A 22936-nucleotide genomic window follows, 5' to 3' on the forward strand; every position below is an offset into this window, starting at 1 on the left:
ACTATACGAAAAACCGACCGCCGCGTTGTTCGAGCAGGCCATGGCACCGGCGTGCCCGCTCGATCCACCAGCGTGAACGCTCCTCCGACGCGGCGAGAGCCGTGACACGGTCGGCGTCGGGCGCCACCGCCTCCACGGCGAGTTCGCCGTCGACCGGTTCGCGGGAGCGGGCCACGTCCGCCTCGAACAGCCCCCCTGTACCCAGACCACACGCGAACTCCAATTCGGGGAGAGCCGCGGCGGCGGCGACGCCGGCCGCGATGCCGACGGCGGTGTCCAGGGCACTCGACACGACCACCGGCACACCGTGCGAAGACAACTCCTCGGCCAGCGACAGCAGTCGCCGCATCCCACCGAGGGGGGCGACCTTCACGACGGCCACGTCCGCGCCGCCTGCCCGCACGACCTTCAGCGGATCCTCGGCCCGCCGGATGCTCTCGTCGGCGGCCACCCGCACGTCGGGCATCCGCCTGCGGACCTCCACCAGCTCGGGCACACTCGCGCACGGCTGCTCAGCGTATTCGAGCGGACCGTCGGCGGTCAGCGCCCGCAGCGCGGCCTCGGCCTCGTCGACCGACCAGCCACCATTGGCGTCGATGCGCACGTTCGGGACGTGCTCGCGGACGGCCCGCACCCGGGCGACGTCGTCGTCGAGGGTCTGACCACCTTCGGCCACTTTCACTTTCGCGGTCCGCGCACCGGGGTACCGCGCGAGCACCTCGGGCACCCGGTCGGCGTCGACGGCGGGGACCGTCGCGTTGATCGGCACCCGCGTTCGCACCGCGGGCGGCGGCCCGAGCCAGGCGTCCTCGATCGCCGACTGCAACCAGTGCGCCGCCTCGTCGTCCGCGTACTCGGGAAACGGTGCGAATTCGCCCCATCCCGCGGGACCGCGCAGCAGCAACGCCTCTCGCGTCGTGATGCCGCGGAACCGCACGCGCATGGGCAGACTCACCACGACCGCGTCGGCCAGGACCTCCGAGAGGGAGGGCAGGGAGGTCACGGGTCAGGGCTGCCCGGGCAGGAGCACCAGCATGAGCGCCTCGCATTCCGCGAGGAGTGTCTCACCGTGCGTCAGCCGGGCGGTGATGTACGTCTTGCGCCCCTCGACGCGGTCCACCTTGCCTTCGATGGCAAGTGTGGTGTTCAGCGGTGTGATCGCGCGGTAGTCGACGTGCAGGTACGCGGTGCGGCTGATGGGTCGGCCGTACGCATGGACGATCATGCCCATCAGGTCGTCGAACAGCAGCGGCAGCGTGCCGCCGTGCGCGGCGCCGTTCCCACCGAGGTGGTAGCGGCGGAACATGCCGGTGCTCCGCACCCCGTCCGGCCCGAACTTCTCGATGTTCCACGGCGGCAGGAGGAGACTCCCCCTGCCGGGCAGTTCGATCGTGCGGCCCGCCGGCGACCGCCCCTCGGGTGCGACGTGCGGCCCGAGCAGTTCGGCCAGCTTCTCCACCTGGTCCGCGGCCGAGGCGAGCACGTCGTCCGGGGCGTCCACGGACACCGCGAGGTCCTGCAACGTGCGCATTCCGTCGACGAACCGGGCCCAATCCGGGCCGGGCGTCACCGGCTCGTACTTGGGGAACCCGCCGTGGTGCTCGTACTCGTCGTCGCCCTGGTGGTCGAGACGGGTGACATCCGCAGCCTGTTCGCTCATACCTGCACGGTAAACCCGGGCAAACTCCTGCGCGCGCGGACACCCGCCAGCGGCACCCGATAACCTCGGAGCCGTGACTTTCAACCCGCAGCACTGGCGCCCGGTTCCCGGTTTCGAGAACCTGACCGACATCACCTATCACCGGCATGTCACCCAGGGAATCGTCCGGGTGGCGTTCGACCGGCCCGAAGTGCGCAACGCCTTCCGCCCGCACACCGTCGACGAGCTGTACCAGGCCCTCGACCACGCCCGGATGACGTCCGACGTGGGCGCCGTACTGCTCACCGGCAACGGTCCCAGCCCCAAGGACGAAGGCTGGGCGTTCTGCTCCGGCGGCGACCAGCGCATCCGCGGACGCAGCGGATACCAGTACACCGAGCAGGACGCGACGACCGGCCGCGCCGGTGAAACCGCGGACACCGTCGACAAGGCCCGCGCCGGACGACTCCACATCCTCGAGGTCCAGCGGCTGATCCGCTTCATGCCGAAGGTCGTCATCTGCCTCGTCAACGGCTGGGCCGCGGGCGGCGGTCACAGCCTGCACGTCGTGTGCGACCTGACGCTCGCCAGCCGCGAACACGCCCGGTTCAAGCAGACCGACGCCGACGTCGGCAGCTTCGACGGCGGATACGGCAGCGCGTACCTCGCCAAGATGGTCGGCCAGAAGTTCGCCCGCGAGATCTTCTTCCTCGGCGAGACGTACACCGCCGAGGAAATGCACCAGATGGGCGCGGTCAACAAGGTCGTCGACCACGCCGAACTCGAAGACGTCGCGATCGACTGGGCCACCAAGATCAACGGCAAGTCCCCGCAGGCCCAGCGCATGCTCAAATACGCGTTCAACCTGCAGGACGACGGCCTCGTCGGGCAGCAACTGTTCGCCGGCGAGGCAACCCGCATGGCGTACATGACCGACGAGGCGGTCGAGGGCCGCGACTCCTTCCTCGAAAAGCGCGAACCCGACTGGAAGCCCTACCCCTGGTACTTCTGAGAGCCCATCTCTATACGTGTACTCGACCGACATGCGGTCGATCGTGCCGTTGAACGGGAACGGTTTCCTGTCGTAGTAGTCCAGCGACACCGGGGAACCGAGGCAGGTGCCGACGTCGAGGCAGTCGTTGGCTGTGAACAGCAACGGCGCGCTCACCGGCACCTGCCCCTCCCCGACGACACTGCCGTCGACGAAGAGCTTCACGTTCAGCGGGCCACCGGGCCGCGCCTCCACGAACTCCGTGACCACCTCCACCTTCCGGGTGCCCGGCGGAAGCGGAACGGTCGACCGAATCTTCGTGCGCATCAGGATGAACAGGTTGTACTCGTAACAGAGATGGCCCTCGTCGACGAAGCACGTGAGCCCGCCCGCGTTGCTCCCCAGTGCGTACAGCACTCCGCTCGGATTCTCCGGCGCGGAGAGGTCGAGGGTGACCCGGTTGTTCCTGTTGCCCAGCGCGGGCGCGCAGAACTCGGGCATGCGGACCGTGTCGCCGGAGAACTCCCAGCTCGTGTACGGCGTCGAGATCCGCTGCTCGGGATGCAGCGCCACCGCCCACAGCGCACCACCGATGGGGAGCACGTTGTTCTTGGCCGCCTCGATCACGAACAGTTCCCGCAGTTGCGCCAGCTTCTCCGGGTGCTGCCCGGCGAGATCCCGGTTCTGCGTCCAGTCCTCGTCGAGGTTGTAGAGCTCCCACACGTCGTCGTCCGGGCTCCAGTCGCGGATGCCGCCCGGCATACCCACCGCCCACGGTGCGCGCGGCCCGAACGCGGACGCCATCCAGCCGTCGTGGTAGATCGCCCGGCTGCCCATGATCTCGAAGTACTGGGTGAGCTTCCCACCCGTGGCATCGCGGTCGACCAGGGTCTGCGCGAAACCCGCGCCGTCGATCGGGTCCTGCGGAACACCGTTCACCGTCCGCGGCGGAGTGATCCCGACGATGTCGAACAGCGTCGGCATCACGTCGTTGCAGTGCAGGAAATGCGTGCGGGGCACCGGGTCCGGTGTCACCTTCGCAGGCCACCGGACGACCATCGGGTTGCGGGTGCCACCGAGATGGGAGGCCAGCAGCTTCATCCCCTTGTACGGTGCGCTGCCCGCCCACGCCCAGCCGGCGTGATACATGTTGTCGGTCTTCGGCGACCCCAGGACGTCGAGCCCACCGAGTTCCTCGAGCGCCGCGATGTGCTGCGCCGGCGTGGTCGGAATGCCGTTCTGCGCCAACAGTTCGCTGATCGTGCCGTTCTGGCCCTCACCGGAGGAGCCGTTGTCGCCCCAGATGTACAGGACCAGGGTGTCGTCCCGGTACCCCAGCCGGTCCAATTCGTCGAACAGCCTGCCCACCTGGACGTCACAGTGCTCGGCGTACCCGGCGGCCACCTCCATCAGTCTGCGCTGGAACGGTTTCTCGTCCTCCGGAATGTCGTCCCACGCCGCCATGGTGGGGTCGCGGTCGGTCAGCTCCGCCTCCGGGGGAATCCAGCCCTTCTCCTTCGCCCTCGCGAAGACCCGCTCCCGGTAGGCGTCCCAGCCGTCGTCGAATTTCCCGGCGTATTTGTCGGCCCACGGTTTCATGATGTGGTGCGGTCCGTGCAGGCAGCCGCTGGCCCAGTACATGAAGAACGGCTTGTCCGCCTCGAACGCCTTGTGCCTGCGCAACCAGCCGATCGCGTCGTCCGCGAGATCCTCGCTGAGGTGGTAGCCCTCCTCCGGGGTCTTCGGGGGCAGCACCACCGTCGTGTTCCGCACCAGGTTCGGCTCGTACTGCGACGCCTCGCCGGCGAGGAAGCCGTAGAAGTACTCGAACCCGAGACCGGTCGGCCAGTTGTCGAACGGACCGGCGGCGGTGGTCTCCTCGGCGGGAGTGTTGTGCCATTTCCCGAATGCGGCGGTGCTGTACCCGTACTGGCGCAGCACCTCGGCCCCCGTCGCGCTCGACCGCGGGATGTGGCCGGAGTAACCGTCCCAGTCGTTGGCCAGCTCCGCGATCTGCCCGTTCCCGACGCGGTGATGGTTGCACCCGGTCAGCAGCGACGCGCGGGTCGGCGAACACATTGCGGTCGTATGGAATCGGTTGTAGCCGACGCCGTCCTGCAGCATCGCGTCGAGCGTCGGGGTGTTCACCTCACCTCCGAGTCCGCTCGGCAGACCCGGCCCGGCGTCGTCGATGAGGACGATCAGAATGTTCGGGGCGTCGTCGGGGAGCCGCCGCTCCTTCGGACTCGGGCTGTAGACCGACTCCTGCATGGTCCTGCCCGCGATGCTTCCCGACGGCGTCGGCGGAAACGGCAACGACTCACCACCCGGTATCGGCTTCCCTGTCACGCTCGAACTCATGGCCCAATCCCCTCGTCGTCCACAACTGTCAATCCAGTGCAGCACCGGGAGAACACGCGGGAGTAGACCCATGGAGGGTGAATTACGCGCCCGGATTCGCCGCGTCGGCAGGAGAGGGCGCGCGGCGTCCTCGATTCGGGCACACTGACCCACATGAGCATCGACCGCGAGCTCCCCGCGCCGGAACACCGCCGTCCGCCCGGAGTGAGCGACGACACCGTCGCCGCGCTCGGGAAGCTGTCCGAGGCCCTCGAAACAGTCGAACGCGCCCGGGGCCACCTCTACTCGTTCCATCAGCTGATCGGCCACGCCGACCTCCAGCTCGGTGAGGCCGTCGACGCACTGCGGGACGCGGGTCACCCCGACGTCGCGGACCGGGTGCAGTCCGAGCTCGTCGGTCGCAACGTCGTCGAGGGCCGGTGGACGTTCCAGATCGTCGAGGAGTTCGACGACCAGTACTGGTCGCCACTGCGCGAGCACGAACGTGGCGCACGTCACGAACTCGCGGACGGACGGCGGCACCTGTTCGAGGCCGAAATGAAGGAAGATCGACGCACACACGGCCGGACGGGACACGAAGCCCGGCCCGGCGAAGGAGGGTGACGGGTGGAAATCCTCAGCAGCAGGACGATTCTGCGGCCGCGCGACTACGCGACGACGCTGAGCTTCTACCGCGACATCCTCGGGCTGGCCATCGCCCGCGAATACCCCGGGGGCACCGTATTCTTCGCCGGTCAGGGCCTGATCGAGGTTGCCGCGCACGGCGGAACGGGCGAGTCGACGTCCTTCGACGGCGCCCTGTGGCTGCAGGTTCGCGACCTCACCGCGGTCCAGACCGAGCTGGTCCTCGCCGGGGTGAAGATCGACCGCGAGGCCCGGCAGGAACCGTGGGGGCTGTTCGAATTGTGGATTGCGGACCCCGACGGCATCCCGATCGTGCTGGTGCAGATCCCGGAGGATCACCCCATCCGCCGCGACTCCCGTCCGAAGGATGAGAACTGACGGAAGGCCATACGCAGGAGTGATCCGGTACACCAGACGTCAGCTGTACTTTTTCGGTTGAAATCCGCACAATCTGGGTGTGACCGCAGAGCTCGTAGTTCTCCTGGTGGTAGTCGTCACCGCCCTCGCTTTCGATTTCACGAACGGCTTTCACGACACCGGCAATGCAATGGCCACCTCGATCGCGACGGGAGCTCTGCGACCCAAGGTCGCTGTCGCGCTCTCCGCATCGTTGAATCTCGTCGGCGCGTTCCTGTCCGTGGAGGTTGCGGCGACAGTCGCCAAAGGCGTGGTGAACCTGGGAGAAGTGGGCGGCGAGGATCTGCTGCTCATCGTGTTCGCGGGCCTGGTCGGCGGCATCATCTGGAATCTGGCGACGTGGCTGCTCGGCCTGCCGTCCAGCTCTTCGCACGCACTGTTCGGCGGTCTGATCGGTGCGGCCATCGCGTCCATCGGCATGAGCGGTGTCGAGTGGGGCGGGGTGCTCAGCAAGGTCGTCGTTCCCGCCGTCCTCGCCCCCGTGGTCGCGGCGCTGGTCGCCACCGCGGGCACCAAGCTGATCTACCGGATCACCTCAGGCGTGCCGGAGGGCACCAAAGAGCACGGGTTCCGGATCGGCCAGATCGGATCCGCCTCCCTGGTGTCGCTGGCCCATGGAACCAACGACGCCCAGAAGACGATGGGCGTGATCTTCCTCGCACTGGTCGCGCACGGAAGCCTGTCCGCCGACGACGAGATGCCGTTCTGGGTGAAGCTCAGTTGCGCGATCGCCATCGCCCTCGGCACGTACCTCGGCGGCTGGCGCATCATCCGCACCCTCGGCAAGGGACTCGTGGAGATCGCCGCTCCCCAGGGCATGGCCGCGGAGTCCTCGTCCGCCGCCATCATCCTCACGTCCAGCCACCTCGGACTGCCGCTGTCCACCACCCACGTCGCGACCGGATCCATCCTCGGCACCGGACTCGGACGCAAGGGCGCCGAGGTCCGCTGGGGCATCGCGGGACGCATGGCCGTGGCGTGGCTGGTCACGCTGCCGTCGGCGGCGATCGTCGGCGCGGTGTGCTGGGTCATCGCCCACCTGATCGGCGGTCTGCCAGGCGTTCTCGTTGTGTTCGCCGCGCTGATCCTGCTCGCCGGATTCATGTACCTGCGCTCCCGCCTGCAACCGGTGACGTCCGGCAACGTGAACGCCGAATGGGAGTCCGGCGACGCCCCCGGTGCCGCCACCGAACCCACCGACCGTCCCGAACCGGGCGTGGCCGAGACCGCGGACTCCGCCGGTCCCGCCACCAACCGCTGAGGGGTCTGCCATGACACTGCTGACCACCACCATTCAGTCGCTCTGGCAGGTCGTCCTCGTCGGTCTGCTGTTCGGCGCCGGCCTGCCCGCGATCTTCGCGCTCGGACTGCGGTCACTCGGCGGCGCCGACACCGCCGAGGGAACCTCGCAGCCGACCGTCGCAGCCCGGATCGGCGCCTATGCCTGCTTCGCCGTGGTGCTGATCGCGATCATCACTGGGATACTTCTGTTGATGAAGGACTTCCTGGCCACCAGCTTCGGTATCCACATCTTCTGAGCGGCGACCACGAGTCCCCGTTCCATCGACGAAAGAGGCCGAACGCGTGCCAAAGAACTCACTTAGCTCCGTGCTCGACTGGCTCCGCGCCGGGTACCCCGAGGGAGTCCCGGCGAAGGACCATTTCGCGTTGCTGGCCGTGCTGCGTCGCCGTCTCACCGACGAGGAGATCGAACAGGTCGTCGCGCTGTCGATCGAAACCGCTCACGAGACGCCGCAACGCCACGTCGACTACGACAACATCCGCCGCCTCATCAGCGAGATCACCCACGAGGAACCGTCCGAGGAGGACGTCGCGCGGGTGACGGAGAACCTCGAGGCCGGGGGCTGGCCGGTCGGTACCGACGCCGAGAACGGCGAAGGTTCCGACGACGCGGAAGAAACCCGCGACGCAGGCTAGCCATGAGCCTTCCACCGTTCCTCTCCTCCATCATCGGCTGGCTGCGCGCCGGCTACCCGAACGGCGTGCCCGAGCAGGACTACATTCCGTTGTTCGCGCTGCTCACCCGCCGCCTGTCGGAAGACGAGGTGGACGCCGTCGCCGACGCCCTCGTCGAGGAGGGCGACCTGCCCATCGAGAAGACCGACATCCAGGTGCTCATCACGAAGGTCACCGACGAGTTGCCACTGGAATCGGACGTCGACCGGGTGCGCAGCAACCTCACCGCAGGCGGCTGGCCGCTTGCCGGGCCTGCACAGTGAGCGAACTGCGGGTCCTGCCAGTCCCCCCCGGCGCCGGGGTTCTCGGGATCCTGCCGCAGCTGTCAACGGTCCTCGACGGGACCGCGCCCGCCGCGCTTCCCGTGCCCGCCGCGGACGAGCGGGAGACCCGGCGGTTGACGGACGCCCTGCGGCCCGGGGACCCGATCGACGACGGTGTCGCACTCGTGGTCGCGACGTCCGGGACGACGGGCGTGCCGAAGGGGGCGATGCTCTCCGCGGCGGCCCTTCGCGCCAGCGGTGAGGCGACGCACGCGCGGCTCGGCGGCCCGGGCGCCTGGCTGCTGACCCTTCCCGCCCACCACATCGCGGGCATGCAGGTGTTGCTGCGCAGCGTCCTCGCGGGCACCGACCCGGTGGTGATCGACGTGTCCGACGGCTTCGACCCCGGCGCGCTGCCCGCCGCGGTCGAGTCGATGTCCGGCCCCCGGCGCTACACCTCCCTCGTCCCGACTCAGCTGGTCAAGGCGCTCGACCACCCCGAAGCCGTGGCGTCGCTGGCCGCGCTCGACGCCGTCCTCCTCGGTGGCGCCGCCACCCCCGCCCCGGTTCTGCGTCGCGCCGTCGACGCCGGGATCACCGTCGTCCGTACGTATGGCATGAGCGAGACGTGCGGTGGTTGCGTGTACGACGGGGTGCCCCTCGACGGCGCCCGACTGAGAATCGACGGTGACGGCCGCGTCCTCCTCGGCGGCCCCATGCTGGCGTCCGGATACCGCGGCCTCCCCGACCATCCGGCCTTCGCCGAACCCGGCTGGTTCCGCACCGACGACGCCGGCACCGTCACCGACGGCGTCCTCGCCATCTCCGGCCGACTCGACGAAGCCATCTCCACCGGCGGACTCACCGTCGTCCCGCAAGTGGTCGAGGCGGCCCTTATCGCCCACCCCGCGGTCCGGGAATGCGCGGTCATCGGCCTCCCCGACGAGCGGCTGGGCCGCCGCGTCGCCGCCGTCGTCGTCGCCGAACCCGGCACCGCACCGACACTCGCCGAACTCCGAACGTTCGTCGAACGCACCCTCGACACCACCGCCGCACCCCGCGAACTCCACCTCGTCGGCGCCCTCCCCCTCCGCGGTCCCGGCAAGGTCGACCGGCGCGCGCTGGAAGCTCGGTTCGGCTAGGCGGTCGCGCCCGTTCGCGCGAAGTTGCACACCGATTCGTCAGATTCCGGCGCAATTGCGTGTGCTTCCGGCAATTCGGTGGGAAACGATGACTCACCGACGCCGGGACCGGGCACACGCGCGCTCGAATCGCACCTTCACGGCGTCGAACCGCCCGAGGTCCGCCCACACCCACCTGATCACCTCGAAGCCCGTGTCCCGTATCGCGTCCTCCCTCAACTTCTCCCTCGCCACGATGTCGCCCGCCTGCCCGGAGCCGAATCGGTACTTGCCCATGCCGTCGAACTCGCCGACAACTCCCCAGCGCTCCCAGAAGAAGTCGACGCGGCCGACGAACGCACCGCCGTCCGTGCGCACTTCGTGCTGCAGGTCGGGCGCCGGCATTCCGTATTCGCGCATCCTGATTCGGCTGAGCGACTCGCCGGGACTCTCGCTGCGGCCGTCGAACAGGGCCACCGCGCGCCGGGCCGCTCCGATGCCTTTCCGCCGGCCGTGCCGGTCCAGCACCGCCCGGACGTCGCCGATCGACACGACGCCGCGATGCAGGGCGGAGTCGCCGATCACGACGGCCTCGTCCAGCGATTCCGACCGCGCGACGTCCGCCACCGTACGGGCGAGGGACGTCACCGCCACGCCGTCGATCTCGGTGACGTCGTCAGGACCGAGCGGAGCGATGTGCATGTGCAGCGTCGCGGTCCGTCGCCCGCCCGATCGACGCTCCCTGCTCAGATGCACCCGGTCGAGATTCACCGCGCCGACGTCGAGTCCGTGGAGGACGGCGGCGGACGCATGGCTGACCACGATCCCACCACCGTGCGCCACCACGGCAGCCGCGACCCGTGCGCGGTGCATCCCGACCGCGTCCAGTGCTACCGAGTGCTCGCCGTCGAGATAGGCGCCCGCAGCCACGGCAACCAGTTGTCCCGTCGCCCGTGCGCGGCGCAGTTCCGGGTCGGTCATTCCGTCGGCCAGTGCATGACGGCGAAAGATCAGGTCCTGTGCTCTCATATCGAGCATCGTGCCCCTCGCTCAACGGCGGCCGCCGCCGCCGACCAGGCAAAACAGCAGACCTGTGGATAACCGAGAGGCTGTGGAAATCCACATCCGCACACCGATTCGTCAGATGCCCCCGCAATTGCCGCTGATTCCGGCGAATGCGTGTGAATCCGCAGGGTGAGGGCGTTCGTGAGCCCGTGCAAGAGGCGTGCAAGCCCGCTGCAAGTGGGGGGCTGCATCGTCTACGGCATGAACCTCACTGCAACTCCCCCTGCCATCGAGGCCGACGGGCTCGTGAAGCTCTTCGGCCGTCAGCGCGCCGTGGACGGCGTGAGCCTGTCCGTGCCGACCGGGTCGGTGTACGGAGTGCTCGGCCCGAACGGCGCCGGCAAGACCACGACGGTGCGGATGCTTGCGACGCTGCTGCGCCCGGACGGCGGCGAGGCCCGGATCTTCGGCCACGACGTGGTGCGCGAACCGAATGCGGTGCGCTCACTGGTCGGTGTCACGGGCCAGTACGCGTCCGTGGACGAGGACCTGTCGGCGGTCGAGAATCTGGTGATCTTCGCCCGGTTGCTCGGGCTCAGCCGGGGTGACGCCCGCCGCAAGTGCACGGAACTGCTCGAGGAGTTCGACCTCACCGAGGCGGCGACGAAGCCGCTGAAGAATTTCTCCGGCGGCATGCGCCGGCGCCTCGACCTCGCGGCCAGCCTGATCGCCCATCCGCCGCTGTTGTTCCTCGACGAGCCGACGACGGGCCTGGACCCGCGGACGCGTGCCCAGATGTGGGACACCATCCGCCGGCTGGTCGCGGACGGGTCGACGGTGCTGCTGACCACGCAGTACCTCGACGAGGCGGACCAGCTGGCGGATCGGATCGCCGTCATCGACCGCGGGAAGGTGATCGCGGACGGCACGGCCGACGAGTTGAAGGCGTCCGTCGGCGTCTCGTCGCTGCAGCTGACCCTGGCCGATCGCGGCCAGATCGACGACGCGCGTTCGGTGATCGCACACACCCTCGGCGTGGACGTGGCGATCACGCCGGAGATCGGCCGCCTCACCGCACCGATGACCGACCCGTCGCTCACCGTGGAACTCCTGATCCGGCTGCGCGACCACGGGATCGCCGTCGACGAGATCACCGTCCAGAAGCCCAGTCTCGACGAGGTCTTCCTCACCATCACCGGCCACGGCGCAGAAGACACTGCCGCCGACGCCGATACCGAACGGAGCGTCGCATGACCACCACCCTCGGATCCCGCACTCATGCGGGCCCGCAACCGATTCCGGAGGCCCGGAACCGGATCAGCCTCGAGCAGTCCGTCGCCAACACGCTCACGATGGCGTACCGGGGACTGCTCAAGATCAAGCACAACCCGGAGCAACTGTTCGACGTCGTCGTCCAGCCGATCATCTTCACGTTGATGTTCACGTACATCTTCGGTGGCGCCATCTCCGGCGACGTCGCGTCGTACCTGCCGATCATCATCCCGGGCATCCTGGTCCAGACGGTGATCACCACGTCGATCGTGACGGGCACCCAGTTGCGGGAAGACATGGACAAGGGCGTCTTCGACCGCTTCAAGTCGTTGCCGATCGCCCGCATCGCGCCGCTGTCCGGCGCTCTCCTCGCCGACGTCGTGCGGTACGGCATCGCGACGACCATCACGTTCACCGTCGGTATCGCGATGGGGTACCGGCCGGGCGGCGGCGTCGTCGGGGTGGTGTCGGCCGGTCTGCTCGTCGTCGTCTGCGCCTTCTCGATCAGCTGGATCTTCGCGCTGATGGGCGTCCTGATGAGCAAAGCGTCTTCGGTGCAGGGCATCTCGATGCTCATCCTGTTCCCGTTGACGTTCATGTCCAACGCGTTCGTGCCTGCCGACACGATGCCGGGCTGGATGCAGGCGTTCGTGAACGTCAACCCCGTGTCGCACGTCGTGACCGCGGTGCGTGAACTCGTCAACGACGGCCACTTCGGTGTCCACGTCGTGTGGTCGCTGCTCGGCGCCGCCGTGATCGTCGCGATCATGGCACCGCTGACGGTCCGGACCTACATGCGTAAGGCCTGACACCACAGGAACGAGCGAGCCGGTGGACGCGGGGTCCACCGACTCGCTTCGCCTATTTCTCCAGTTCGGGGGCGTCCGCCTGCAACTCCCCCACCTCGGTCTTGAGGATCCGCATCGACCGTCCCAGGCCGCGGGCGGCGTCCGGGAGCTTCTTCGACCCGAACAACACCACGAGTACCACCGCGATGATCGCCCAGTGACTCGGGCTCAGCGCCCCCACTACTGCGGCTCCTCACCGTCGGGGTACACGGCGTCCACCTCGACCTCGACGAGCCATCCCGCGGCGGGCAGGCTCGCGACCTCGAGCGCGAACCGGCTGGGCCGCGCGGAGTTCCGCTCCATCGGGGCGGCCGGTTCCGCCGTGCCGAGCGGGACCAGTTCGGTGTCGCCGGTGTCGAGGTTGGTGTTCGCGAAGAACTGCCGGTAGGCACGGTTCCAGCCGGCGTAGTCGGCGCGGTCGGTGCCGGGGGCGTTGTCGAGGAACACCCGCATGGTCACGACGTCCTCGAGTGTCAGCCCCCGCGCCTCCAGGTTGTCGCGAATCCGCTTCAGCGCGTTGATGCCCTGCGCCTCGGTGATCGTGACTCCGGCCGGGAGCGTGCCTCCGGCGAACACGTCGGTGTCGATGTGCGACTCCGGGGTGCCCTCGGGTGCGGTCTTGTTGGATGCGCCCGGGCCGATCCCACTCGACTTGTAGACGGCGGTGCCGCCACCGATCGCGACCCCCTGCGCGATCATCGGATTCGCCTCCCCTGCTTCGAGAACGGACTTGGAGACGAAGGTGCTGCCGGGCGCCTCCGCGGCCGCCTCGTCGGAGGAGCACGACGTCACCCCGGCGATCAGAGCGGAAGCGGCGAGCGCAGCGGTCACGGCCTTGGTACGAAAAGACTTCACAGTGCACAACTCCTGGTTCGGGGGAATGGGTCAGGCTTCCTGGGCGACGCGCTCGTGGATGTGGGTGACGACGTCGCGGGCGGACGTCAGCGCGCCGTGCTGCCAGGCGATGGCGTTGGACAGGTGGTCGCCGGCGAAGTAGATCTTGTCGACGGGTTCGAGCAGCTTCTCGTACTCGGGGGTGGCCGCCCCGCCGTGCGAGCCGCCGCTGCCCGCCCAGTTCGCCCACGCGCTCTCGGAGTACTTGGTGCGCCGCCAGCTACCCGAGAACGACGAGGAGATGTCGCGGGTGTACTTCTCGCCGTGGATCTCCGAGCCCTCCGCGATCGCCTTGGCGAGCCGCTGGCGGTGGGTGAGCGACTCGAACGCCTCCTGCCGCTTGCCGCTGCTGTAGTAGGCGACGACCACGCCCCGGTCGGAGTTGTAGTGGTCGTACGGGAACATGATCTGCGAGATGTCCTTGTCGGTGTTGGACGCGCCGCCGTAGATGCGGTCCTCCGTCTCCCACCACCGGCGCGAGTACTCGATACCGAGCTTTCCGGACGACGACGGTTTCGCCGCCTTCAGCGCGGTGAGCACGTCGGCGGGCAGATTGTTCTGCAGTCGGCCGACGAGATGCGGCGGGATCGTGCAGATCGCGTAATCGGCGGTGATCGACTTCCGCGCGCCGCCTGCGGTGTAGTCGACGGTGACACCGCCGGACACGTTCTTCATCGACGTCACTTCGGCGCCGAATACGATGTTGTCGGTGCCGATCCGGTCCTGGAACGCGTAGTAGATCCGGTCCATGCCGCCGACCGGGGTGAACATCATCATCGCCTGGTCGTAGCCGAAGTCGAAGCTGAAGTTGCGGCCGATGCCGCTGCGGATCACTTCCTGCATCGCGAACGGCTTCTTCTCGGTGCCGAAGTTCAGTCCGGCTCCGGGTTCCGAATCGTAACCGCGGCGGGAGGATCCGAGGTAGCGGCCGTCGTCGGACAGGTCGCCGAAGTCGCTGAGGAATTCCGACAGCGCGTCCTTGTCCTCCCGGGACAGCACCTGGTCCAGGGCGCCCTGATCGGTGGCCTTCTTCAGCAGTTCCGACATGTAGCCGAACGTGTCGGCCTTCGCCGCCCGGTAGGTGACGGACTGGCCCGACAGCGACGTGCCGCTCGCGTAGTTCACGAACGTGTTGGCGTTCTGGTTGCCGAAGCCCTGGATCTCGACGCCGAGTTCGCGGCAGTAGTCGAGTGTGATGTGGCTCTGCGGGATGCGGGTGGCGCCGACGTTGTAGAAGTGGCCGTCCGAGAACGTGCACTTCTGCGTCTCGCCGTTCAGGTCGGTCTCCTCGGTGCCGCCGCGGGCGGTCCAGACGCGGCCACCGGGCCGGGTGCGGGCCTCGAGGACCGTCACCGTGTACCCGGCCTTCTGCAGTTCGAACGCCGAACACAGTCCGGCGGGGCCGCCGCCGAGCACGACCACGGAGTGGCTGCCCTTCACCTTGCCGATGAGGTCGCCGGCCGCGAGCGGCTGGAAGGCGCGGGCGGGCGCGGCGGTCGACGGTGCGAGCCCGAGCGTCGACATCGCGCCGTACGCGAGTCCTGCGCCCCCGGTGGCCCCGAGGCCCTTCATGAAAGATCTACGTGTGAATGCCAATTCGCGCTCCCATTCTTGCGCCCGGCGACCCGGGTAGGTTGTCCGGATTCATCCTGGGAGGGGCGCGAGTCGGGAAGTTGTCGGCGGCGAAACAGTCTGAGGCCACCGAGCGGGAACGGCCGCGGTCCGTTCTCACTCCCGGGTCGGCATTCGACCCGAAACCGAAACTTTTCCGCAACACGACCCGGCTAGTTTCACGCGCATGTCAGCACTTTCCGACGCCATCGCGCGTTCGTTCGCCACCGGCGAGCCCGCACGCGCGGCCCTGTCGCCGTTGCGTGCACTGGGCAGGCGGCAACTGTCGGGTGTCGAGGTTCTCGCCCAGTCGGTGGCGACGACGGCGCCTGCGGTGTCGATGGTCGTGCTGCCCGTCACCATGTTCACCCACCAGATGCTGCTCAGCGGTCTGATCACGATCGTCGTCGCGACGGTGGTGGTGTCCCTGATCGCGGTGTGCATCTCGCAGTTCACGCGGCGCATGGCGGCCGCGGGCGGCCTCTACAGTTTCGTGTTCCAGGGCCTCGGTACCCGGGCCGCGCTGACGGCGGGCGTCGCGATGCTGACCAAGTACGTGGGCAGCGCGGTGATGACGCTGTACCACGGCGGTCAGGCCGTGATCGCGACGCTCGGCTTCTTCGGGGTGGAGTTGCGCGGGCCCGCCGAACGCCTCCTCGTGTACGCGGGGATCGCGATCGTGATCCTCGGCTGCCTGGTCCGTGGGGTGCGGTTCGCGGCGCTCGCCATCCTCGCCGTCGAATCGTGCTCGCTGCTGTTCATCGCCGGTCTGATGATCGTGACCGGCGCCGGCGGCCAGCACGCCGCGGTGCCGCCGTCCGATTCCGCGTACGGGCCGCTGCTCATGACACTGGCCGCGGTGTTCGCGCTCGCCGGGTTCGAGAGCGCCACGTTCTTCGGCCCCGAGGCCAAGCGGCCGCTCGCCACCGTCACCCGCACCGTGATGCTCACGCCGATGATCTGCGGCGGCCTGTTCATCTTCTCGGCGTGGGCCGCCTGGTCCGGTCGCACCGACACCCTGGTGAACGCGTACCTTCACGGCACCGCGACCGGGGTCGACCCGGCCGTGGTGATCGCCCTGAACCTCGGGTTGGGCGCGTCGTGGCTGGCGTCGGCGATGGCGTCGTCGAATGCCGCTTCGCGCCTGCTGTATTCGATGGGGATCGAAACCGTCGTCCCGCGCCTGTTCGCCCGGGTGCACCGCGGCTACCGCACCCCGTACGCGGCCCTGGCCGTCATCGTGTGCGTCGTGTGCGCGGGTGCCGCGACGTTCGGCGTCGTCGGTAAATCGGCCGCGTTCGGTCATGTGCAGTTGATCGCCAGGACGGCGGTGGTCGCGGCGTACGTGCTGGTGGCGGTGGCGTCGGTGCGGTTCCTCAGCCGGATCGGGGAGCACACGCCCCTCGTCCTGGCGGCTGGAGTCGCGGGCAGCGCCGCAGGCGGAATCGTGCTGGCCTACATGCTGTTCGTGAACGTGGCCCACGGTTTCACGATGGTCCCCGCCGTGGTGCTGGCCCTGTTGCTGTCGGGTTCGGCGTGGCAGCTGTATCTGCAGTGGCGGCACCCGGCGAGTCTGCGGTCGACGGGTGTGTTCGACACCGCGGAGACGGACGACGTGCTGCCGGGGGCCGGGGTGTTCGCGACGGACGCCGCCGGGAACCTCGCGTTGACGGCAACTGGACGCACTCCCGGGTCCCGGTGATGGGCGCCCGAGCCGGGGAGATCGCGGGCCACGAACCACGCGCCGTGCAGAAGGCGCTCGCCCTGCTCGAGGCGGTCGCGCAACTCGGGTCCGGGGCGACGGCGAGAGACATCGCCGCGCACACGGGGATCCCCCAGGCCACGGCGTACCGGCTGCTCAATCTCCTGACCGCCGACGGCTATCTGGTGCGGATCGCGGATCTGTCCGGGTTCGCGCTGGGCCGCCGGACCCGGCAGCTGGCTGGGGCGGACACCGCACCGGACCCGGTCGACCACCACGCCGTCCTCGAGGAACTGCGGGAACAGGTGCGTTTCGGGATCCACCTGGCGTCGTTCGCGGGCGGCCGGGTGCGACTCGTCGACCGCGATCCCGACCACGAACTCAGCGGCGAGAACACGATCGCCGCACACCTGCACGCGTCCGCCATCGGCAAGGTCCTCCTCGCGTCCCGTCCCGACCTGGTGCCGCCGAGCCTGCGCCGGGTGACCTCGTCGACCATCACCGACTTCGGCACGCTGCGGGCCGAACTCGACGCCGTCCGGCACACCGGTTCGGCCCGCGAGGTCGACGAGGTGCGCGTCGGCCGCAGCGCGGTCGCCGTGCCGGTGCACGACGCGCAGAACGCGGTGACCGGGTGCCTCGCGGCGATCGGGAAGACGGGACGGCTGGCGGTCGACGACCCGGAGCTGACCGACCTTCTACGCTCCTGCGCGGCGCGGGTCGGCGGACGGGTGCCGGCCTGACTCACCCTCGCGAATCACCGCGGCGAGCACATCCACAATCTCGGTGTGCACCGCGCGACGTGACCACGCGCTGAACCTCGCCTGCGCCGACGTCCAGCGGTCCGCCTCGACGTTCTCGAGTGCGAACGCGACCTGCCGGTGGTGTTGCAGCGAGACACTGTCCTGCCGGGCGCGCGCCGGGACGGACAGTGCCAGCAGCGCGAGACCGCGGTCGGCATTACCGCGCGCGATCTCGAAACATCCGATGCCCGCTGCGACGGCGCCGGTGACCGGCAGATCCGGATATGCGCCGACACCCAGCCGGGACCGCGCCCACTCCGCGAGCTGCGGAACGGTGTCCACCACCATCTCGGACCGGCCGTGCAGCACGTGGGCAGACACCACCGAGGCCGCCAGCACGAGTCCGTACGGATCGGCGTAGGGCGCGGCCGTGATCCGGGGGTACATCAGGTCCAGCGCCTCCCGGTACCGGGCGAGCCCCCGTTCGACGTCGCCGTCCGCCAGATCGGCTTCCGCGAGACTGCTGATGGCGGCTATCCGCCACTCGTCCTGCTGATCGTCGGTTCCCGCGCCGGGACCGCGATGCTCGAGCAGCGTCTCGGCCAGCACCTTGCGGCCCGCTTCCACGTCACCGTCCGCGATCAGCGCGGAGGCCTGGAAACCCCACAGCTGATTCGCCTCCTCCTGCGCGCCCAGTTTCCGCAGCCCATCGACCGCGACCTGATAGAACGACACCGCGTCCCGGTACCGGCCGGACTGGCTGTACAGCGAGCCGAGGAACTGTGCCGCCATCGCCGCGCCCCACACGTCACCGATCGAGGCGCACAGTTCGGAGACGGCCCGCGCGTCGCGCAGGGCACCGCGGAAATCGCCGAGGTTCTCCCGCATGCTGGCCCGCGCCGCCAGCGCCGCCGCATGGGTTTCCCGATCGTGCGAGCGCACCCCTTCCGCGACCGTCCTGGCATGCCGCCGCCCCGATCCCAGGGACAGGATGATCTTCACCGCGAACGAGGAGACCGGCGGCAGATCGGCGCGTCCGTGGAGGACGTGCCGCAATCGCGTCCGGGTGCGGGCGAGGGTGCGGGCCTGACCGCCGAACACCAGATGCATCGCCGCGAGCAGGAACGTGTACGCCACCAACTCCGAGTCGACGTCGCTCAGATCTGCGTCTTCCGTTGCCGCGAGGATCCGCGGCGTCCAGTTCATCACCTCCGAGTGCGCGCCCCGGATGGCCCACAGCCCACCCAGCACCGGGAACACGATCGCGACCGTCTCGGCGTCTCCGCGCTCCACCGCCCACCGGAGCACGGCGAGGAAGTTGTCGTGGTCGGCGTCGATGTCGTCGGCGAGCGCGACCTGGTCGGCACGGCACCGCACCAGCGCCTCCGACGCGAACGCGTTGACCCACACTCGCTGGCGGGCAAACACTTCCGGCTCCTCGGCGGCCTCGGCGAGTCGCTCCTCGCCGTATTCCCGCACCGTCTCGAGCATGTAGTAGCGCAGCGTGTCCGACGTCTCCGACACGGACAGCAGCGATTGGTTGACGAGGCCCTCGACGGCGTCCACGACATCGTCGACGCCGTCCCACTCCGCGATCGTCCGGGCGGCGTCGAGGGTGAACCCTGCCGGGAACCGGCACAGTCTGCGCAGCGCGATCTGCTGCTGCTCGCCCAGAAGCTGCCAGCTCCAGTCGATGACGGCGTGCAGGGTCCGGTGCCGTTCGGGCGACGTCGGGTCGTGCGAGCGCAGCAGCGCGAACCGGTGCTCGAGCCTGCGTCCGATGTCCTCGACGCTCATGCTGCGTACCCGCGCGGCGGCCAGTTCGATCGCGAGCGGCAGACCGTCGAGGGTGCGGCAGACTCTGCGCACGGCCTCCGGGTCGAGCCGCGCCGTGGGCCGTACGGCGCGGGCCCGGGTCGTGAACAGTTGCACGGCGGGCGCGTCGTCGTCGTCGATCGCGAGCGGCGGCAGCGGGTATACCGCCTCGGACGCGAGCATGAGCGGTGATCGGCTGGTCGCGAGGACGGTCAGCTGATCTCCTGCGGCCACCAGGTCGGCCACGACCTCGGAGCAGGCCCCGACGACGTGCTCGCAGTTGTCGAGGATGAGGAGCATCGGCCCCGCCGAGAGCGCTTCCCGGAGCTTTTCCCGCGCGGAGTGGATACGGCTGAGGGTGAGCCGTCCGGGCGCGATGTCGATCTCGCTGAGGCCGAGGGTGCTGCTGATCGCCGCCACGACGTCCTCGCTGCTGCGCAGCGCCGCGAGTTCCACCAGGGCCACGGACGTCCGCGCGGCGGCCCGCGCACCCAGCTCGTGCGCGAGCCGGGTCTTGCCCGCACCGCCGGGTCCGAGGATGGTGACGACACGCGAGGACGTGAGCAGTCCCTCGATCTCCACCACGTCGGTGTCGCGCCCCAGCAGGGCGTTCGGTGCTGCCCGGAGGCCGATGGCCGTGCGGTCCGGCGCCGCGGGGCGCCGGTCGTCCGACTCGGGTGCGCCGTCGCCGCGCAGGATCTCGGTGTGCAGGGCGACGAGGGCGGGCGACGGGTCTGCTCCCAGCCGATCGACCAGCCGCCTGCGGAAGGTCGCGAACACGTCCAGCGCCTCGTTGTCGCGACCGAGCCCGGCGAGCACGCGCATGAGGTCGGCGTGCGCCCGCTCGTCGAGGGGTTCGGCGGCCACGTGGGCCTGCGCCTTCGGCAGAGCGGTCGCCCAGTCTCCGGCCGCCACCAGCGCCGCCCGGTCCGCGGCCTCGAGCCGGCCCCGGATCGCCGCGGCGTCCGCTGCGAGTTCCGTTGCGGCCGCACCTTCGGGGAGGTCGGCGCCCGGGTCGCCCCGCCACAGCGCGAGTGCGCCGCGGATCTCGTCCGGCCAGGCGCCGCCACCGTGACCCCGGACCTGCAGTCGGCGTGCCACGTCCTCCGCACGGGTCAGGTCGACGGCGTCCCGGGACACGGCCAGCCGGTATCCGGCCGGACCGATCTCCAGCGCCCCGTCCGGCAATGCCGCCCGCAGCCGGGAGACCTGTGTGTGCAACGCGTTCATCGGGGACCGCGGGGGATCCTCGCCCCACACCTCGTCGATGAGGGCCTGCGCGGACCGGCTCCGGCCGGGATCGCGGGCGAGGGCAACGAGCAGGCTGCGCGCGCGGGTGCCGGGCAGCGGTGCGAGCGCGCCCGATCGCCGCGTCGATACCTCACCCAACAAGGCGACCTGGATCGGTGCGCTTGCCGGTGCCACCGTCTCGTCCACGCTCATCTGCTGGTCCACCGCGTTCGATGGTATTGCACCGGGCGGGCGCGAACTTCTCGAAGTTCGGTGTGGGTGCGGGCGCCTTCTCGCTCGATGCAAAGATCGGTGCATGGCAACGGCTGCTCAATGGATCGAAGGCGCTCGTCCGCGCACCCTCCCGAACGCGATCGCCCCGGTGCTCGTGGGCACCGGCGCCGCGGCATCGCTCGGCGGCGCGGTGTGGTGGAAGGCGGTACTGGCACTGGTGGTCTCTCTCGCGTTGATCGTGGGCGTCAATTTCGCCAACGACTACTCGGACGGGATTCGCGGCACCGACGACGAACGGGTCGGACCGCTGCGGCTCGTCGGGTCCAAGCTGGTGAAACCGTCGGCGGTGAAGGCGGCGGCCATCGCCTGCTTCGCGGTCGCCGCGGTGGCCGGCCTGGTCCTCGCCGTCACCACCGCGTGGTGGCTCGTGCTGATCGGTGCCCTGTGCATCGTGGGCGCCTGGTTCTACACGGGCGGCAAGAAGCCGTACGGGTACAGCGGCTTCGGCGAGGTCGCCGTGTTCGTGTTCTTCGGTCTCGTCGCCGTCCTGGGCACCCAGTACGTGCAGGCGGAGACGGTGGACTGGGCCGGAATCGTGTCCGCGGTCGCCGTCGGGTCGTTCTCGAGCGCGGTTCTCGTCGCCAACAATCTGCGGGACATTCCCACCGACACCGAGTCCGGCAAACGCACGCTCGCCGTCCGGCTCGGCGACTCGCGCACCCGCATCCTGCACCTGGTCACGCTGACGGTCCCGTTCGTCGTGACCCTCGTCCTGGTGCTGCGCACCCCGTGGGCGCTCGTCGGACTGCTCGCGCTGCCCCTCGCGGTCCGGGCGAACGCCCCCGTCCGCTCGGGCGGCCTGGGTCTCGCACTGATTCCCGCGCTTCGGGATTCGGGGCTGGCGATGCTGGTGTGGGGCGCCGCCACCGCCGTGGCCCTGTCTGCCGCCTGAGTCTTTCGGGTCAGTCGCCGTCCGGCAGCAGGATGCCGAGGACGAAGTTGACGATCGAGATGATCAGGCCGCCCCACACGGCCGTCCAGAAGCCGTCGACGGTCAGGCCGTACTCGGTCTGGGAGCTCAGCCACGCAGTGAGCAACAGCATCAGGGCGTTGATCACCAGGGTGAACAGGCCGAGCGTCAGGATCAGCAGCGGCAGCGACAGCAACTTCACCAGCGGCTTGACGAAGATGTTGACGACGGTGAACACCAGCGCGATGCCGAGCAGCACCACGATGTCCCAGCCGGTTCCGTTGCCCGAACTGGAGATGTCGATACCCGACACCCAGGCTGCCGCCAGCCAGATCGCGAACGCGTTGATGACGAGGCGTACCAAGAAGGTCATGCGTGCATGCTGGCACACCGATCGGACAAACGGGAACCGGGCGACCGGTCAGGCCGCGCGGTCGTCGAGGGCCGCGTGCACGCGCCGGCGGAGTTCGCCGACCTCGACCCGGACCTCGAGGATCTCCTTCGTCGTGCCTTCGGCGACACGCAGCACGCCGAGGAAGATGTGCTCGGCACCGATGTGATCGTCCTTGCGCGCCAGCGCCTCCCGCAGCGACAGTTCGATCGCCTTCTTCGCGTCGCGGGTGAACCCGATGTGCCCCGACTTCCGGCCGAACCAACCGCGCTTCTCCGAGGGCTGTTCGGGATCGAGCACGCCCTTGCCGAAGTTCTGCTCGAGACTCTGCCGCACGGCGTCGAGGTCGATTCCGATCGATTCGAGTGCTTCCGCGTCGGCGTCGCTCAGGGCGGTGCCGTGCGCAACGACGGTCGATCGCGCCGTGTCCTCCTCGATGCCGGCGTCGGCGAGGATGCCGTGGACGGGTTCGGTTTTCACGGACAGCAGCGCGAGTACGAGGTGTTCGGGCCCGATCTGCGGTGACTTCACGTCGCGCGCTTCCTGCTGCGCGCCGATCACCACGGCCCGGGCGTCCATCGAGAATCGTTCGAACATGCGCCGTTACCTCCCTCTCCGGTTGTGTTTCTGGTGGACGGCCTGCCTGCTCACCTCGAGGGAGTCGGCGATCGCCTGCCAGGACCAGCCCTGGGCGCGGGCGTTGGCGACCTGGATGGCCTCGAGCCGTTCGAGGAGTCGCCGCAGCGCACGCACGGCCCGCAACCCCTCGGCGGGGTCGGGGCTGCCCGCCGCTGCGGCGAGCGTGGTTGCTTCGGTCATGCATGTCAA

23 protein-coding genes and 1 pseudogene are annotated in these 22936 nt (G+C 69.3%); 13 read left to right on the forward strand and 11 right to left on the reverse strand.

The window, feature by feature from the left end; all coding sequences use genetic code 11:
- Position 1: 1 nt before the first annotated feature.
- Together CA951_RS37110 and CA951_RS37115 are read right to left on the reverse strand one after the other, a co-directional pair.
- The gene (locus CA951_RS37110) at positions 2-1003 is read right to left on the reverse strand and encodes an o-succinylbenzoate synthase (protein WP_087561617.1); all 1002 of its coding nucleotides are present in this window, start codon (positions 1001-1003) and stop codon (positions 2-4) included.
- Positions 1004-1006: 3 nt separating this feature from the next.
- A complete protein-coding gene (locus CA951_RS37115) occupies positions 1007-1660 on the reverse strand; it encodes a PaaI family thioesterase (RefSeq protein ID WP_087561618.1) in 654 nt (217 codons plus the stop codon).
- Positions 1661-1733: 73 nt separating this feature from the next.
- On the opposite strand from CA951_RS37115, the gene CA951_RS37120 reads away from it, so the two are divergent.
- Positions 1734-2651, forward strand: a complete 918-nt coding sequence (locus CA951_RS37120; RefSeq protein WP_087561619.1) for a 1,4-dihydroxy-2-naphthoyl-CoA synthase — start codon at positions 1734-1736, stop codon at positions 2649-2651.
- A 15-nt stretch (positions 2652-2666) separates the two neighbouring features.
- Here the strand turns inward: CA951_RS37120 and CA951_RS37125 are convergent.
- Positions 2667-4991, reverse strand: a pseudogene (locus tag CA951_RS37125) (arylsulfatase); the annotation flags it as partial.
- Positions 4992-5144: 153 nt separating this feature from the next.
- On the opposite strand from CA951_RS37125, the gene CA951_RS37130 reads away from it, so the two are divergent.
- From CA951_RS37130 to menE, 7 genes are all read left to right on the forward strand, one after another.
- Positions 5145-5594 carry a hypothetical protein gene (locus CA951_RS37130; RefSeq protein WP_087561620.1) on the forward strand — a complete coding sequence of 150 codons (450 nt, stop codon included), beginning with the start codon at positions 5145-5147 and terminating at the stop codon, positions 5592-5594.
- Positions 5595-5597: 3 nt separating this feature from the next.
- A complete protein-coding gene (locus CA951_RS37135) occupies positions 5598-5993 on the forward strand; it encodes a VOC family protein (RefSeq protein WP_087561621.1) in 396 nt (131 codons plus the stop codon).
- Between the two features lie 79 nt (positions 5994-6072).
- Entirely contained in the window at positions 6073-7293 is a 1221-nt protein-coding gene (locus CA951_RS37140; protein ID WP_087561622.1) for an inorganic phosphate transporter, read from the forward strand.
- Positions 7294-7303: 10 nt separating this feature from the next.
- Positions 7304-7570 (forward strand): hypothetical protein, encoded by a 267-nt coding sequence (locus CA951_RS37145; RefSeq protein WP_087561623.1) that lies wholly within the window; start codon positions 7304-7306, stop codon positions 7568-7570.
- A gap of 46 nt (positions 7571-7616) precedes the next feature.
- On the forward strand, positions 7617-7970 hold the full coding sequence (locus tag CA951_RS37150) for a DUF3349 domain-containing protein (RefSeq protein ID WP_087561624.1): 354 nt from the start codon (positions 7617-7619) through the stop codon (positions 7968-7970).
- A gap of 2 nt (positions 7971-7972) precedes the next feature.
- Entirely contained in the window at positions 7973-8272 is a 300-nt protein-coding gene (locus tag CA951_RS37155; protein ID WP_087561625.1) for a DUF3349 domain-containing protein, read from the forward strand.
- On the forward strand, positions 8269-9414 hold the full coding sequence (gene menE / locus CA951_RS37160; RefSeq protein ID WP_087561626.1) for an o-succinylbenzoate--CoA ligase: 1146 nt from the start codon (positions 8269-8271) through the stop codon (positions 9412-9414). The genes CA951_RS37155 and menE overlap by 4 nt, the downstream gene beginning before the upstream one ends.
- A 93-nt stretch (positions 9415-9507) precedes the next feature.
- Here menE and CA951_RS37165 read toward each other — a convergent pair whose 3' ends face one another.
- Positions 9508-10422 carry a hypothetical protein gene (locus tag CA951_RS37165; RefSeq protein WP_087561627.1) on the reverse strand — a complete coding sequence of 305 codons (915 nt, stop codon included), beginning with the start codon at positions 10420-10422 and terminating at the stop codon, positions 9508-9510.
- A gap of 237 nt (positions 10423-10659) precedes the next feature.
- On the opposite strand from CA951_RS37165, the gene CA951_RS37170 reads away from it, so the two are divergent.
- Together CA951_RS37170 and CA951_RS37175 are read left to right on the forward strand one after the other, a co-directional pair.
- The gene (locus tag CA951_RS37170) at positions 10660-11652 is read left to right on the forward strand and encodes an ATP-binding cassette domain-containing protein (RefSeq protein WP_072940429.1); all 993 of its coding nucleotides are present in this window, start codon (positions 10660-10662) and stop codon (positions 11650-11652) included.
- The gene (locus CA951_RS37175) at positions 11649-12479 is read left to right on the forward strand and encodes an ABC transporter permease (protein WP_087561628.1); all 831 of its coding nucleotides are present in this window, start codon (positions 11649-11651) and stop codon (positions 12477-12479) included. Before CA951_RS37170 ends, CA951_RS37175 begins: the two co-directional genes overlap by 4 nt.
- A gap of 52 nt (positions 12480-12531) precedes the next feature.
- On the opposite strand, the gene tatA is transcribed toward CA951_RS37175, so the two are convergent.
- The 3 genes from tatA to CA951_RS37190 are packed head-to-tail and all read right to left on the reverse strand — an operon-like array spanning position 12532 to position 14984.
- A complete protein-coding gene (tatA, locus tag CA951_RS37180; RefSeq protein WP_005252050.1) occupies positions 12532-12699 on the reverse strand; it encodes a Sec-independent protein translocase subunit TatA in 168 nt (55 codons plus the stop codon).
- On the reverse strand, positions 12699-13373 hold the full coding sequence (locus tag CA951_RS37185) for a Rid family hydrolase (RefSeq protein ID WP_087561629.1): 675 nt from the start codon (positions 13371-13373) through the stop codon (positions 12699-12701). Before CA951_RS37185 ends, tatA begins: the two co-directional genes overlap by 1 nt.
- 30 nt (positions 13374-13403) lie before the next feature.
- Positions 13404-14984, reverse strand: a complete 1581-nt coding sequence (locus tag CA951_RS37190) for an FAD-dependent oxidoreductase (RefSeq protein WP_087561630.1) — start codon at positions 14982-14984, stop codon at positions 13404-13406.
- A gap of 226 nt (positions 14985-15210) precedes the next feature.
- Between CA951_RS37190 and CA951_RS37195 the strand changes: the two genes are divergently transcribed.
- Positions 15211-16725, forward strand: a complete 1515-nt coding sequence (locus CA951_RS37195; protein WP_087561631.1) for an APC family permease — start codon at positions 15211-15213, stop codon at positions 16723-16725.
- Positions 16725-17468, forward strand: coding sequence for an IclR family transcriptional regulator (locus CA951_RS37200; RefSeq protein ID WP_087561632.1), 744 nt, complete (start codon positions 16725-16727; stop codon positions 17466-17468). Before CA951_RS37195 ends, CA951_RS37200 begins: the two co-directional genes overlap by 1 nt.
- On the opposite strand, the gene CA951_RS37205 is transcribed toward CA951_RS37200, so the two are convergent.
- Positions 17424-20726: a BTAD domain-containing putative transcriptional regulator gene (locus CA951_RS37205; protein ID WP_087561673.1), complete on the reverse strand. Its 3303-nt coding sequence runs from the start codon at positions 20724-20726 to the stop codon at positions 17424-17426. The two genes, CA951_RS37200 and CA951_RS37205, sit on opposite strands and share 45 nt — an antisense overlap.
- Before the next feature lie 103 nt (positions 20727-20829).
- Here CA951_RS37205 and CA951_RS37210 point away from each other — a divergent pair, with 103 nt between their 5' ends.
- Positions 20830-21699 carry a 1,4-dihydroxy-2-naphthoate polyprenyltransferase gene (locus CA951_RS37210; RefSeq protein ID WP_087561633.1) on the forward strand — a complete coding sequence of 290 codons (870 nt, stop codon included), beginning with the start codon at positions 20830-20832 and terminating at the stop codon, positions 21697-21699.
- A 10-nt stretch (positions 21700-21709) separates the two neighbouring features.
- On the opposite strand, the gene CA951_RS37215 is transcribed toward CA951_RS37210, so the two are convergent.
- Genes CA951_RS37215 through CA951_RS37225 form a run of 3 tightly spaced genes read right to left on the reverse strand, consistent with a single transcriptional unit; the run spans position 21710 to position 22927 of the window.
- The gene (locus CA951_RS37215; RefSeq protein ID WP_072939943.1) at positions 21710-22090 is read right to left on the reverse strand and encodes a phage holin family protein; all 381 of its coding nucleotides are present in this window, start codon (positions 22088-22090) and stop codon (positions 21710-21712) included.
- Between the two features lie 48 nt (positions 22091-22138).
- Entirely contained in the window at positions 22139-22705 is a 567-nt protein-coding gene (locus CA951_RS37220; protein ID WP_087561634.1) for a Clp protease N-terminal domain-containing protein, read from the reverse strand.
- A gap of 6 nt (positions 22706-22711) precedes the next feature.
- Positions 22712-22927, reverse strand: a complete 216-nt coding sequence (locus CA951_RS37225) for a hypothetical protein (RefSeq protein ID WP_005258323.1) — start codon at positions 22925-22927, stop codon at positions 22712-22714.
- Positions 22928-22936 lie beyond the last annotated feature (9 nt).

Source organism: Rhodococcus sp. NCIMB 12038, from assembly GCF_002165735.1.
GTDB lineage: Bacteria > Actinomycetota > Actinomycetes > Mycobacteriales > Mycobacteriaceae > Rhodococcus_F.

Bases quoted from the DNA above. Each gene is read 5' to 3' on its own strand.
- CA951_RS37155 (WP_087561625.1), top strand. From the start codon at position 7,973: ATGAGCCTTCCACCGTTCCTCTCCTCCATCATCGGCTGGCTGCGCGCC.
- CA951_RS37115 (WP_087561618.1), bottom strand. From the start codon at position 1,660: ATGAGCGAACAGGCTGCGGATGTCACCCGTCTCGACCACCAGGGCGAC.
- CA951_RS37130 (WP_087561620.1), top strand. From the start codon at position 5,145: ATGAGCATCGACCGCGAGCTCCCCGCGCCGGAACACCGCCGTCCGCCC.
- CA951_RS37190 (WP_087561630.1), bottom strand. From the start codon at position 14,984: ATGAAGGGCCTCGGGGCCACCGGGGGCGCAGGACTCGCGTACGGCGCG.
- CA951_RS37220 (WP_087561634.1), bottom strand. From the start codon at position 22,705: ATGTTCGAACGATTCTCGATGGACGCCCGGGCCGTGGTGATCGGCGCG.
- CA951_RS37165 (WP_087561627.1), bottom strand. From the start codon at position 10,422: ATGAGAGCACAGGACCTGATCTTTCGCCGTCATGCACTGGCCGACGGA.
- CA951_RS37170 (WP_072940429.1), top strand. From the start codon at position 10,660: ATGAACCTCACTGCAACTCCCCCTGCCATCGAGGCCGACGGGCTCGTG.
- CA951_RS37175 (WP_087561628.1), top strand. From the start codon at position 11,649: ATGACCACCACCCTCGGATCCCGCACTCATGCGGGCCCGCAACCGATT.
- CA951_RS37215 (WP_072939943.1), bottom strand. From the start codon at position 22,090: ATGACCTTCTTGGTACGCCTCGTCATCAACGCGTTCGCGATCTGGCTG.
- CA951_RS37195 (WP_087561631.1), top strand. From the start codon at position 15,211: ATGTCAGCACTTTCCGACGCCATCGCGCGTTCGTTCGCCACCGGCGAG.
- CA951_RS37205 (WP_087561673.1), bottom strand. From the start codon at position 20,726: ATGAGCGTGGACGAGACGGTGGCACCGGCAAGCGCACCGATCCAGGTC.
- CA951_RS37200 (WP_087561632.1), top strand. From the start codon at position 16,725: ATGGGCGCCCGAGCCGGGGAGATCGCGGGCCACGAACCACGCGCCGTG.
- CA951_RS37225 (WP_005258323.1), bottom strand. From the start codon at position 22,927: ATGACCGAAGCAACCACGCTCGCCGCAGCGGCGGGCAGCCCCGACCCC.
- CA951_RS37145 (WP_087561623.1), top strand. From the start codon at position 7,304: ATGACACTGCTGACCACCACCATTCAGTCGCTCTGGCAGGTCGTCCTC.
- CA951_RS37210 (WP_087561633.1), top strand. From the start codon at position 20,830: ATGGCAACGGCTGCTCAATGGATCGAAGGCGCTCGTCCGCGCACCCTC.